Here is a 12,736-nt window from a genome sequence, read left to right as displayed (position 1 = left end):
GCAAGCGGACTGCGCGGGGTGGCCGGCACGGCGTGTATGGGCACGGATGAAAACAGTCAGGGTCATCGATCAGAAAGGCTCTGGCAAGGCATAGCCGCAGTATAGCTGGCGCACGCATGTTGGCCTGACGGCGCGGCGAGAAGTCGAGTAAAATAGTCGGCTTCTCCAAGTTCTGGACACCCCGCGCCATGCTCGATGCCTTGCGTGAAACCATCCGCGTGATCAAGGAACGCGACCCCGCAGCCCGCTCGCACTGGGAAGTGGTGTTGTGTTATCCGGGCTTGCACGCGATTGCGTTTCATCATGCCGCACATGCGCTCTGGCAGCGCGATTGCCGGCTGCTGGCACGGCTGGTTTCGCATCTGGGGCGTTTTTTCACCGGTATCGAAATCCACCCGGGCGCGCAGATCGGCCGCCGCGTGTTCATCGACCATGGCATGGGCATCGTGATCGGCGAAACCGCCATCATCGGCGACGACTGCACGCTGTACCACGGCGTGACGCTGGGTGGCACCTCGCTCAATGGCGGCAAGCGCCATCCCACTCTGGAAGCCGGCGTGATCATCGGCGCAGGCGCCAAGATCATCGGCCCGGTAGTGATCGGCGCCGGTGCCAAAGTGGGCTCGAACGCGGTGGTGAACAAGCCGGTCCCTGCCGGCGCCACCGCGGTGGGCATCCCAGCGCGCATCCTGGAAGAAAGCCAGCAGGCACGCGCGGCCAAGGCCGAATCGCTGGGGTTTTCCGCCTACGGCATTTCCGGCGACCTGAACGATCCGATGATCAAGGCCATCCATGGTTTGCTCGATCACTCGGTCACCACCGACCAGAAGGTTGAGGCAATCCTGAAAAAGCTCGAAGCAATGGGCATCGATTGCGCCGCAGTGCGTGCCAGCCAGGATCAGTTCGACCCGCAATACCTGAACAAGATCGTTGATTGAGCACTGGCGCTGCCCACTTTGCCGCACTGCGGCAACCGTGGGAAGGCGGGCCGGCTTTAGTTGACTAAATCACTAGGGTATTTTAAGATAGCCACAGTCAAGAGCCACTTGACCGACTGAACCAGCAACAGGACAACCGCACCCGATGCGCCTCACCACCAAAGGCCGTTTTGCCGTGACTGCCATGCTCGATCTGGCCCTGCGCCAGTCCGGCGGCCCTGTCACGCTGGCCGGGATCAGCGAGCGCCAGCGGATTTCGCTGTCCTATCTGGAGCAATTGTTCGGCAAGCTACGCCGCCGCGAGCTGGTGGACAGCGTGCGCGGCCCGGGCGGTGGTTATTGCCTGGCCAAGCCGGCGCTGGAGATCACCGTGGCCGCCATCATCTGTGCGGTGGATGAACCGCTGGATGCCACGCAATGCGGCGGCAAGGAAAACTGCCACGATGACGGCCGCTGCATGACGCACGACCTGTGGGCCAGTCTGAACAGCACCATCTACGACTACCTGAAGTCGGTGACGCTGGCGCAGCTGGTGGAAGAACAGCACGAGAAACAGCGCCGGCGCGCCGAGTGCAGCAGCAAGGTACTGGTCGACGCCCGCAACAAGCAGCACCCCGAATTCACCGTGCAGCCCTGAGCGCGCGGCAGCATACAGAACAGCAGCATGAATCAGGCGCCGCCAGCGCCAGCCGAAGGAAACAGCAATGAGCAAGCCGATCTATCTCGATTACTCCGCCACCACCCCGGTTGATCCGCGCGTGGCGCAGGAAATGATCCCGTATCTGACCGAAATGTTCGGCAACCCGGCATCGCGCAGCCACGCCTACGGCTGGGAAAGCGAAGCCGCGGTGGAAGATGCGCGCGAGGAAGTCGCCGGGCTCGTCAATTGCGATCCCAAGGAAATCGTCTGGACATCGGGCGCTACCGAATCGAACAACCTCGCCATCAAGGGCGCGGCGCAGTTCTACAAGACCAAGGGCAAGCACGTGATCACCGTGAAGACCGAGCACAAGGCCGTGCTCGATACCACGCGTGAACTGGAGCGCCAGGGTTTTGAAGTGACCTATATGGACGTGCAGGACAACGGTCTGCTCGATCTGGCAGCACTGAAGGCCGCCATCCGCCCGGATACCATCCTGATCTCGGTGATGTTCGTGAACAACGAAATCGGCGTGATCCAGGATATCCCGGCCATCGGCGAGCTGTGCCGCGAGAAAGGCATCATTTTCCATGTCGACGCCGCACAGGCCACCGGCAAGGTGGTGATCGACCTGCAGGCGCTGAAAGTGGACCTGATGAGCTTCTCCGCCCACAAGACCTACGGCCCGAAAGGCATCGGCGCGCTGTACGTACGCCGCAAGCCACGCGTGCGCCTGGAAGCGCAGATGCACGGTGGCGGCCACGAGCGCGGTTTCCGCTCGGGCACGCTGGCCACGCACCAGATCGTCGGCATGGGCAGCGCCTTCCGCATTGCGCATGAAGACATGGGCACCGAGCTGGAACGCATCCGCATGCTGCGTGATCGCCTGTGGGCTGGCCTGAACGATATCGAGGAAGTGCACCTGAACGGCGACATGGAACAGCGTGTGCCGCACAACCTGAATGTGAGCTTCAACTATGTGGAAGGCGAGAGCCTGATCATGGCGCTGAAGGAGCTGGCAGTGTCGTCGGGCTCGGCCTGTACCTCTGCCTCGCTGGAGCCATCTTACGTATTGCGTGCGCTCGGTCGCAGCGACGAACTGGCCCATAGCTCCATCCGCTTCACCATCGGCCGCTTCACCACGGTGGAAGACATCGATTTCACCATCAAGCTGGTGCACCAGAAGATCGGCAAGCTGCGTGAGCTGAGCCCACTGTGGGATATGTACAAGGAAGGGGTGGACATCTCGACCATCGAATGGGCCGCCCACTGATTTTTGGGTGCCTCGTCGCAGCATGCGGCGTTGCACAGCCGCTCGTTTACAAGACGTAAACGTCGCGACTGCGTGCCTTGCCTGCCACGACGATCCACCCCAAAACATTTGGATCGGTCAAGGGGCAGACGGGGCAAGCGCAGTGAAATGGATTGGGGCTCAGGCCCATTTGGTGCGATGACTGATCGCTGCTTGCTATGCGATACATCACCTTTGACCGGTTGCAGCCGGTCACGCAGAACGAATACTGAACTTGGAGAAACAACATGGCATATAGCGAAAAGGTACTCGACCATTACGAGAACCCGCGCAACGTGGGTGCGTTCGAGAAGGGTGACGACACCGTGGGTACCGGCATGGTTGGCGCGCCGGCCTGTGGCGACGTGATGAAGCTGCAGATCAAGGTCGGCAGCGATGGCGTGATCCAGGATGCCAAGTTCAAGACCTACGGCTGTGGCTCGGCCATTGCGTCATCGTCGCTGATCACCGAATGGGTGAAGGGCAAGACGCTGGACGAAGCAATGGCCATCAAGAACACGCACATCGCCGAAGAACTGGCACTGCCGCCGGTGAAAATCCATTGCTCGATCCTCGCCGAAGATGCCATCAAGGCTGCGGTCGAAGATTACAAGAAAAAACACGCTTGATCAGCGACTGCGCGGGGCTTGCCCCGTGTCGCCACCACACTGGAGTTACACATCATGGCACTCACGCTTTCTGAACGCGCAGCCAACCACGTTGCCGGCTTCCTTGCCCGCCGCGGCAAGGGCCTGGGCGTACGGCTGGCCGTGAAAACCGCCGGCTGTTCCGGTATGGCATACAAGCTGGAATTCGTCGATGCAACGCTCGATACCGACATGATGTTCGAGAGCTTCGGCGTAAAGATTTTCACCGATGCCAAATCGCTGCCGTATATCGACGGCACCGAGCTCGACTACGCGAAGGAAGGCTTGAATGAAGGTTTCAAGTTCAACAACCCCAACGTGAAGAACGAGTGCGGCTGCGGCGAAAGCTTCCACGTGTGATCCACCGCTGCCGATGCAATCGCCATGAGGGGTAAGGTGCAAACCGCCCCTCTTGCTTTTGCTGGCTGGCCCAGAGCTGTGCGCCATGACCTTTGATTTCAGCCTGCCCCACTTTGCCCTGTTCGGGCTGCCCACCACGTTTGCGCTGGATCGCAACGTGCTGGACGCCGCTTACCGCAAGCTGCAGGCCGAATACCACCCGGACCGCTTTGCCGCCGCAGACGACGCGCAGAAGCGCCTGAGCCTGCAGATTGCCACCCAGGTGAACCAAGGCTACCAGGCACTGAAATCGCCATTGGCGCGCGCGCGCTACCTGCTGCAGCTCAATGGCGTGGATACGCAGGAAGAAACCAATACCGCCATGCCGGTGGACTTCCTGATGCAGCAGATGGAATGGCGCGAAGCCATCGGTGACGCGAAGGCCGCACGCCATGGCGATGCGCTGGAAGCCCTCGCGGTCGAGATCGCGGCCGCCACGCAAACGCAGATTGCCGAACTGGGCCAGTTGCTGGATCAGCAGCAAGACTGGCTGGCTGCCGCTGCGGCGGTGCGCAAGCTGCGCTTCTTGGAAAAACTGGCCGAAGAAGTCGATGACGCCATCGACGTGGTGATGTTTTGAGCTGTAACCCGGCGCCTGCACGGCGCCCCCTCGTGAGCGTGATCTAGATGTTGCTGCAAATTTCCGAACCCGGCATGAGCGCCGCACCGCACCAGCACCGGCTGGCGGTGGGCATAGATCTTGGCACTACCAATTCGCTGGTGGCCACCGTGCGCAGCGGCAGCCCGGTCTGCTTGCCTGATGAAAACGGCCGCGCCCTGCTGCCCTCGGTGGTGCACTACGCCGGCGACAAAACCGTGACCGTCGGCCATGCCGCGCAGGCACGCCAGAACCAGGACCCGGCCAACACCGTGGTATCGGTAAAGCGCTTCATGGGCCGCGGCCTGCACGATGTGGCCGATGCCGCCACGCCGTACCGCTTTGTCGACGAACCCGGCATGCTCAAGCTGCAGACCGTTGCCGGCATCAAGAGCCCGGTGGAAGTCTCTGCCGACATCCTCACCACGCTCAAGGCGCGCGCGGAAGCCAGCCTGGGTGGCGAGCTGGTAGGCGCGGTGATCACCGTGCCCGCATATTTCGATGATGCACAGCGCCAGGCCACCAAGGATGCCGCCATGCTGGCCGGCATCAATGTGCTGCGTTTGCTCAATGAGCCCACCGCGGCGGCCATTGCCTATGGCCTCGATAACGCGGCCGAAGGCACTTATGTGATTTACGACCTGGGTGGCGGCACCTTCGATGTCTCCATCCTGGAACTGACGCGCGGCGTGTTCGAAGTGCGCGCCACCAGTGGCGATTCGCAGCTGGGTGGCGACGATTTCGATCACCGCTTGCATTGCTGGATACTCGAACAGGCCGGCCTGTCGCAACTGAATGACCGCGATACCCGCCTGCTACTCACCAAGGCGCGCCAGGCGAAGGAAACGCTGACCGATCACGAGCGCACGCAGATCACCGCCAGGCTCTCGGATGAAACCTTGGTCGACGTGGAACTGACTGCCGGCGTGTTCCAGCAGATCACCGCGCACCTGGTACAGAAAACCATTGCCCCGCTGCGCCGTGCACTGCGCGATGCCAGGCTGGGCGTGGACGACATCAAGGGCGTGGTGCTGGTGGGCGGTGCCACGCGCATGCCGCACGTGCGCCACGCGGTGGCCGAGCTGTTTGGCCGCGAGCCGCTGACCAATCTCGACCCGGACAAGGTGGTGGCGCTGGGTGCCGCCATGCAGGCCGATGTACTGGCCGGCAACAAGGGCGATGACGACTGGCTGCTGCTGGATGTGATCCCGCTGTCCTTGGGGCTGGAAACCATGGGCGGGCTGGTGGAGAAAGTCATCCCGCGCAACAGCACCATCCCCACGGCGCGCGCGCAGGAGTTCACCACCTTCAAGGACGGCCAGACCGCGATGGCGGTGCATGTATTGCAGGGCGAGCGCGAGCTGGTCAGCGATTGCCGTTCGCTGGCGCGCTTCGAGCTGCGCGGTATTCCGCCCATGGTGGCCGGCGCCGCGCGCATCCGCGTCACCTTCCAGGTGGATGCCGATGGCCTGCTCAGCGTATCCGCACGCGAGCAAAGCACCGGCATCGAAGCCAGCATCATGGTCAAGCCCAGCTATGGCCTGTCGGATGACGAGATCGGCCGCATGCTGCGCGAATCCATGCAGCACGCCGAAGGCGACATGCATGCGCGCAAGCTGGGCGAAGCCCGCGTGGAAGCCGAGAGCATCCTTGCCGCCACGCGCGCCGCGCTGCAGCTCGATGGCGATTTGCTCAGCCATGATGAACGCGCCGACGTGGAAGCCGCACTGACTTCCACCGATGCCGCCATTGCCGGCCACGATGCCGATGCAGTGCGCCTGGCAGCCGAAGCGCTCAACGAGGCCACCAGCGAGTTTGCCGCGCGCCGCATGGACCGCGCGGTCAGCCGTGGCCTGTCCGGCCAGAAGATCAACGAGCTGTAAACGGGCGCTTGCCGCGTGCGGCTTGGCTGCGGGCCAGTGCCAGCCACAGCCGGAGCGCACGCGCATCGACTCGAGTAAACTGCGTTTTCTGCCCGCCCCGTCAACCGGCGCGTGCAAACAGACTTTGAACAGGTTCCAGGATCGCCATGACCAAGATCGTCGTCCTTCCCCACCCGCAGCTCTGCCCGCAAGGCAGCACCTTCGATGCAGAGCCGGGCACCAGCATCTGCAATGCGCTGATCTATCATGACATTTTCATCGAGCACGCCTGCGAGCAATCGTGTGCCTGCACCACCTGTCACGTGGTGGTGCGCCAGGGCTTCAACAGCCTGGAAGCGGCCGAGGAAGAAGAGGAAGACATGCTCGACAAGGCGTGGGGGCTGGAAGCGCAGTCGCGGCTGTCGTGCCAGGCCCTCATTGCCGATACCGAGCTGGTGGTCGAAATCCCCAAGTACACCATCAACCACGCGCGCGAGGAAAACCACTGATGGCCAGCGAGAGCCTGTTGCGTGTCGAAGCCGCGCTGCTCTCGGCCGGCGTCAGCACCGAAATCGTCGAGTTCGATGCCTCGACAAAGACCAGCGCCGATGCGGCCGCCGCCATCGGCTGCACGGTGGCACAGATCGCCAAATCAGTGATCCTGCGTGCCAAGCAGAGCGAGCGCCATGTACTGGTGATCACCAGCGGCATCAACCGCGTGGATGAAAAAGCCGTGGCAGCACTGGTGGGCGAGAAGATCGGCCGTGCCGATGCCGATTTCGTCCGCGAGAAAACCGGCTACGTGATTGGCGGCGTATCGCCACTGGCGCACGCGCACGAGCCCATCACATTGATCGACGAAGACCTGCTTGCCATGGCAGAAATCTGGGCTGCCGCCGGCACGCCCAACAGCGTATTCAAGCTCAGCCCCGTGCAACTGCTGGCATTGACCGCTGGCCGCGTGGCCCGCGTGAAAGAGGAGAAAACAGCATGAAATGGACCGATAGCCGTGAAATCGCCATCGCGCTTGCCGAGACCTATCCGGATCTCGACCCGCTGACCATCAACTTTGTTGATCTGCGCAACCGGGTACTGGCCCTGCCCGGCTTTGACGACAATCCGGCGCACAGCGGCGAGAAAATCCTCGAAGCCATCCAGATGACGTGGATAGACGAAGCCGACTGAACGGGCGCACGCAAATCACGAGTGTTGCATGCAAGCTGTTTGCAACACTTCTCAACAAAGCGACAATGCAAAGCCGTTTAGAATCGGCCAGCCATTCCGTTTTCATATTGTTGCTCACGTGAACCCGCCAGCCCAAACCAAACTGCCCAGGCGCACCAGCATTGCCCAAGTGATCCTCGCCAGCCGCGAGAGGCTGGCGGCTTTGTTGCTTGATGCCGATAACCCGCACTTCCAGACCGAAGTCATCATGCTGGCGGCACAACTGCAAAGCGCGTGCAGCCGCAACCGCAATGTGGCGCTGGCCATGACCTTGCTGGCGCAGGATACGCAATACGCTACTCGCCATGCGGTGGACGTGGCAGTGGTGGTGGAGCTGGCACTCAGGCGGCTGGGCCAGAACGAGAGCGAGCGCCGCTCCGTCATCGCCGCCGCGCTCACCATGAATATCGGCATGCAGACACTGCACGAGCAACTGGATCAGCAATCCGGCCCGCTCACCGCCGAACAACGCCAGACCATGCAATCGCACCCGCTGGTCAGCATGGATGAGCTGCGTGGCCGTGGTGTATCCGATACCGTGTGGCTCAACTGCGTGCTGCAACATCATGAAACACCCGATGGCCGTGGCTACCCCAACAAACTCAAGGGCGACAAGCTGCGTTTCGAAGCCCGCTTGCTGGGCCTGGCGGACCGTTACTGCGCGCTGCTATCCAAGCGCGCGTGGCGTGCGGCCAAATCGGTGGACAGCGCGCTGGCGCAATCCATCTCGCCATTGAGCGCCGGCGTGGACGACAAGCTGGACCGCCTGTTCATGGAAACGCTGGGCTTTTACCCGCCCGGCAGCGTGGTGCAGCTCTACAGCGGCGAAATCGGCGTGGTCAAACGCCCCGGCGAGCATGAACTGGTGCCGGTGGTGCAGGCATTGTTCGATGCACACATGCAGCCGCTGCCGGCCCCGGTGGAACGCCTGAATGGGCCACCCGATGGCGGCATTCTCAACGTATTCGAAACCGAGTTCCTGCAGGTGCCCATCGTTCCCGCCAGCATCTGGGGTGATGATGCCTACCTGCCTGAACCACAGCCAACCCAGGAACAAGAATGAGCTTCAAGGACAACCTCGCCACGCTGCCCGCCATCGACCACTTGGCCGCGCTGGAATTGCTGGACGGCGACACCATCATCGCCCGCATCGAGAACAAGCCCGGCCAGGCCGGCAGCGTGCGCGTGTACCACGCGCTGTACCAGGAATTTGGCGCCATCAACGCCACCGCAGCCGACAAGGGCCTGCGCATCTACGCCGAGCACACCGCAGACGCCGAAGCCAACCCCGGCAACCACCCGAACATCGACCGCCTGTTTGCGCTGGCCAAGGGTGAAACGCCGCTGGCGGTGCGCCTGATCACGGCCTGAACCCCCAGGCCGTGCAGCTGCTCGGCAAGATCAGCGCAAGTCTTGCCGGGCAGATCAACGCACAGTTCCCGCACCTGCAACGTGTGCGCGAACACGCCAGGATAGAGGCGCCCCGCGTGGCGATCTCGGTATTCGATCACTGGCTGCGCGATCCTGCACAATGGCCGCTGCTGGATTGCAACGACGGCCCGGAGCGCATCGCGCGTAACCGCAAGTTCGCCGCCCACTGGGCTGCCCTCTTCGATCTCACCGCGGTTTATACAGTGCGGAACCGCGGTCGCTGGCCACATAAATCCAGACTGATCATCAAGCGCTATACCAACCGGCAAGGGTTTCTCGACCAGTGCCGTTTCGACGCAAACCCTACGCCGTCCCAATTCGTGATCCTGCCGGAGTATGGCTGCATCTACGCGGAATCGTGGGACGATACCAATCTGCTTTATTGCAACGACAGGCAAGCCGCGGAACCCGTCCTGCAATTGGCACGAGATGCCGGCCTGCATGTACTGGATTGCGAGATCTGAGTCGCAATCCGCACGGAGTAGTGTCTGTTCAATCGGGCAATTGGCCTGCGTTCAGCTGCCATTCAAAGCGTGGCATATTAAAAAACCCTGCTGACCAATGGGGATCGCAGCATCGTCATGGCTGCCCGGCCTGACCAATGCCCATCGCAGCAATCCATCCCGTGCCTGGCAAACACAATGATGTGATTCAGTGCAAACCGATGCCGGCTTGCCGCTGTACAGCGGCCGCTGATCCCCCAATCGGCATGCTCGCTGCAGTCCATATTCTATATTGCCGCCGTCATGAAGAAGCTGCAAACTGGCGGAAAGAAACCAACCATGCAACTTTCATATGGCTAGTATAGCCAACGCCAATATCCGGTCATGCAGCCTGCATACCCGCCAGCAGCATCGCGCGCGGCTTCATGGCGCAGCGGCTGCCGGGCGGCGATGGCAACACGGCACACCGTTCCATCTCTCCCAGGAGTTCTCATATGCGTATTGCCCAGGCAATCATTGCCGGCCTCACTGGCCTCGCGCTGCTGCTGCCCGCCCTCAGCATGGCGGGCCCTACCCCGCTCAGCCGCAAGGTACAGACCCGCGAAAACATGGAAGGCAGCATTCCGCGCCCGGATCAGGAAAAAGCCGCGCAAGCCAAGCTTGATGCGCTGTACCAGAAAACCGGCAAGCGCCCCAACATCATCTGGCTGGTAGTCGACGACATGGGCTTTGGCGATGTCGGCGGGCCGTGGGGCGGCGGTGCGCATATCGGCGCAGCCACACCCAATATCGACCAGTTTGCGCGTGAGGGGCTGGCGCTGACCTCCACCTATTCACAACCCACCTGCACCCCTACCCGCTCCGCCATCCTGACCGGCCGCCTGCCGGTACGCACCGGGCTGACGCGCCCCATCCTGGCGGGGGACAAACTCAAGATGAACCCATGGGCCGGGGAAACCAGCATTGCCAAGATCCTCTCCGATGCCGGTTACTACACGGTGCTGAGCGGCAAATGGCATGTCGGCGAGCTGGAGGGCATGCGCCCGTTCGACGTCGGCTTCGATGAATACTATGGCTACTATGCAGCGCAGAAGGAAATCACCCAGTCGCTGGATGAACGCAAATACCCGGACCTGGTGCTGGACCCGGAAAAACTCGCCGCCTACAAGAGCATGCACGCGTCCAGCGCACTGGAGTATGGCAAGAAAGGCGGCCAGGAGCAGATCATCGAGCCCACCACCAGCGTGGAGCAATTTGCCGAGGCCGACATCAAGCTGGCCGACTGGTCGATCAACAAGATCAAGACACTGGCCAAATCCGGCAAGCCTTTCTTCCTTAGCCACGATTTCATGAAAGTGCACGCGGACAACTTCCCCAGCAAGGAATTCAAGGGCAAGAGCGCCAGCAAGTACCCGTACAAGGATGCGGTGGTGGAAGTCGATGCGCTGATCGGGCGCATCCACCAGGCGGTCAAGGAAGCGGGCATCGAAGACAACACCTTCATCTTCATCACCTCCGACAACGGCCCGCAAATGGACAGCTGGCCCGATACCGGCTTCACGCCGTTTCGCGGCGGCAAAGCCTCCGCCTGGGAAGGCGGCGTGCGCGTGCCGGGCATTGCGTACTGGAAGGGCATGATCCAGCCGCACGAAAGCGCCGAGCTGTTCGATCTGATGGACCTCTTCAACACCTCCATCCACATCGCCGGCGCGGATGCCCGCATCCCCACCGACCGCTTCATCGACGGCATCGATCAATCGTCGTTCCTGCTGGCGGATAACGGCAACAGCCGGCGCGAGAACGTGTACATCTGGGTAGAACAGGATCTGATGGCCATGCGCATGCGCGAGTACAAGATCCACTTCCAGGTCACGGTGCCGGAACAGCAGTGGATGGATATCGACATGTCCACCAAGCAGAAGGTGGGCCTCGCGCCGTGGCTGTTCAACCTGTACATCGACCCCAGGGAGCAAACGCCGGTGGGCCACCGCGGCAACGCGTGGCTGGCCAGCATGGCGGCAGAAGCCAAGGCCCATGCGGCCACCTTCAAGAAATATCCGCCCAAGGATGTGGGCCTCGGGCAGTAAGCGCGTTCACCCGGCCAGCAGCGCAGCATCGATGCCACGTCGATGCGCGCTGGCTAGCCGCCGCGCTGCTTCAGGGGGCACCACAGATTGTGGTCGCAGGCAGCAAAGCGGCCAGACCGCAGTGAACTGATCCGGCATACCGCATTACGGCAAGCCTGCTGCAGGGCTGGTCACTTCATGGAAAAACGCAATGCACAAGAAATACAGATTGCCGGCGCTGCTGGCCGGCAGCTTGCTGGCTACCCTGGCCTGCGCCGAAGAAGGCGGCACCGGCCACTACATGCCAGGCTCGATGTCGTCGTTCATCGACAGCGTGCCCCCCGCCCCCACTTTCCTGATGCGCCTGAATGCGCTGCATTACGGCGGCGACATGGGCAAGAACATCAAGGTGCCGATTGCCGGCAATATCGTTGCCGATGCCGATGTGGATATCGACGGCCTCGGCCTCACCATGGTATGGCGGCCGGACATCACGCTGCCGGAAAACTGGTCTTACGCGATGGGTGGCACCATTCCGGTCATCAAGGTCGATGTACATGCACGCGGTACTGCCGCAGCGCTCAATGGCCAGCCCGGCCGTGAACTGAGTGATTCCGATTCCGGCCTGGGCGATATCATGCTGATGCCGCTGATGGTGGCGTACCAGGTCTCACCCGATTTCTCCAGCAACTTCCGCATCTCCGCGTATGCGCCCACCGGCCGCTATACCGAGGGCAAGCTTGCCAATACCGGCAAGAACTACTGGAGCTTCGAGCCCACGCTGGGGCTGATGTACTTCGGCAAGCAGAACGGCATCGAGGCATCGCTATTCAGCGGTATCACCTTCAATACCCGCAACAAGGATTCCGACTACCAGACCGGTACGCAAATCCATTTCGACGGCACCGTGGCCCAGCATTTCCCGCTGTGGGGAGGCCTCGCCGGTGCGGGGCTGTCTGCGTATTACTACAAGCAGGTGGAGGGGGACAGCGGTTCGGGCGCCACGCTGGGCGATTTCAAGGCCAAGACCATCGGCTATGGCCCAGCGCTGTCCTACGTTGGCAAATACCAATCACACACCATCAGCGCCGAGCTGAAGTGGCTGCATGAAAACGATACCGACAACCGCCTGAAGGGCGATACGCTGTTCTTCAAGTTGCTGAGCAACTTCTAACACACACCGGCCCAGCGCTAGCC

Annotated in this window: 15 protein-coding genes; all 15 read left to right on the top strand. The window is 61.9% G+C overall.

Features of this window, described 5'->3' with window-relative positions; all coding sequences use genetic code 11:
• Window positions 1–188 precede the first annotated feature (188 nt).
• Complete coding sequence (gene cysE / locus IGB42_RS12600; protein WP_159672089.1) at window positions 189–938, top strand: serine O-acetyltransferase; 750 nt, start codon at window positions 189–191, stop codon at window positions 936–938.
• A 145-nt stretch (window positions 939–1,083) separates the two neighbouring features.
• A complete protein-coding gene (gene iscR / locus IGB42_RS12595; protein WP_159672088.1) occupies window positions 1,084–1,575 on the top strand; it encodes a Fe-S cluster assembly transcriptional regulator IscR in 492 nt (163 codons plus the stop codon).
• Window positions 1,576–1,642: 67 nt separating this feature from the next.
• Entirely contained in the window at window positions 1,643–2,851 is a 1,209-nt protein-coding gene (locus IGB42_RS12590) for an IscS subfamily cysteine desulfurase (RefSeq protein ID WP_159672087.1), read from the top strand.
• A 266-nt stretch (window positions 2,852–3,117) separates the two neighbouring features.
• Window positions 3,118–3,498 carry a Fe-S cluster assembly scaffold IscU gene (gene iscU / locus IGB42_RS12585; protein WP_159672086.1) on the top strand — a complete coding sequence of 127 codons (381 nt, stop codon included), beginning with the start codon at window positions 3,118–3,120 and terminating at the stop codon, window positions 3,496–3,498.
• 54 nt (window positions 3,499–3,552) lie between these two features.
• Window positions 3,553–3,876: an iron-sulfur cluster assembly protein IscA gene (gene iscA / locus IGB42_RS12580; protein ID WP_159672085.1), complete on the top strand. Its 324-nt coding sequence runs from the start codon at window positions 3,553–3,555 to the stop codon at window positions 3,874–3,876.
• 85 nt (window positions 3,877–3,961) lie between these two features.
• A complete protein-coding gene (gene hscB / locus IGB42_RS12575) occupies window positions 3,962–4,495 on the top strand; it encodes a Fe-S protein assembly co-chaperone HscB (protein WP_159672084.1) in 534 nt (177 codons plus the stop codon).
• A 47-nt stretch (window positions 4,496–4,542) separates the two neighbouring features.
• Window positions 4,543–6,396, top strand: a complete 1,854-nt coding sequence (hscA, locus tag IGB42_RS12570; RefSeq protein ID WP_159672083.1) for a Fe-S protein assembly chaperone HscA — start codon at window positions 4,543–4,545, stop codon at window positions 6,394–6,396.
• A 146-nt stretch (window positions 6,397–6,542) separates the two neighbouring features.
• Entirely contained in the window at window positions 6,543–6,884 is a 342-nt protein-coding gene (fdx, locus tag IGB42_RS12565) for an ISC system 2Fe-2S type ferredoxin (protein ID WP_159672082.1), read from the top strand.
• On the top strand, window positions 6,884–7,369 hold the full coding sequence (locus IGB42_RS12560) for a YbaK/EbsC family protein (protein ID WP_159672081.1): 486 nt from the start codon (window positions 6,884–6,886) through the stop codon (window positions 7,367–7,369). The genes fdx and IGB42_RS12560 overlap by 1 nt, the downstream gene beginning before the upstream one ends.
• Entirely contained in the window at window positions 7,366–7,560 is a 195-nt protein-coding gene (iscX, locus tag IGB42_RS12555) for a Fe-S cluster assembly protein IscX (protein WP_159672079.1), read from the top strand. Before IGB42_RS12560 ends, iscX begins: the two co-directional genes overlap by 4 nt.
• Window positions 7,561–7,678: 118 nt before the next feature.
• Window positions 7,679–8,662 (top strand): HD-GYP domain-containing protein, encoded by a 984-nt coding sequence (locus IGB42_RS12550; RefSeq protein ID WP_159672077.1) that lies wholly within the window; start codon window positions 7,679–7,681, stop codon window positions 8,660–8,662.
• Window positions 8,659–8,970, top strand: a complete 312-nt coding sequence (locus tag IGB42_RS12545) for a DUF2322 family protein (protein WP_159672075.1) — start codon at window positions 8,659–8,661, stop codon at window positions 8,968–8,970. Before IGB42_RS12550 ends, IGB42_RS12545 begins: the two co-directional genes overlap by 4 nt.
• 11 nt (window positions 8,971–8,981) lie before the next feature.
• Window positions 8,982–9,494 (top strand): hypothetical protein, encoded by a 513-nt coding sequence (locus tag IGB42_RS12540; protein ID WP_159672073.1) that lies wholly within the window; start codon window positions 8,982–8,984, stop codon window positions 9,492–9,494.
• A 473-nt stretch (window positions 9,495–9,967) separates the two neighbouring features.
• Window positions 9,968–11,560, top strand: a complete 1,593-nt coding sequence (locus tag IGB42_RS12535; RefSeq protein ID WP_159672071.1) for an arylsulfatase — start codon at window positions 9,968–9,970, stop codon at window positions 11,558–11,560.
• Window positions 11,561–11,750: 190 nt separating this feature from the next.
• Entirely contained in the window at window positions 11,751–12,713 is a 963-nt protein-coding gene (locus IGB42_RS12530) for a transporter (RefSeq protein ID WP_159672069.1), read from the top strand.
• The last annotated feature ends 23 nt before the right edge of the window (window positions 12,714–12,736 follow it).

Origin of the sequence: Andreprevotia sp. IGB-42, assembly GCF_009848685.1 — a bacterium.
Lineage (GTDB): Bacteria > Pseudomonadota > Gammaproteobacteria > Burkholderiales > Chitinibacteraceae > Andreprevotia.
The sequence above is the reverse complement of the archived record's forward strand: the minus strand, read 5'-3'. Positions and strand labels throughout refer to the sequence as shown.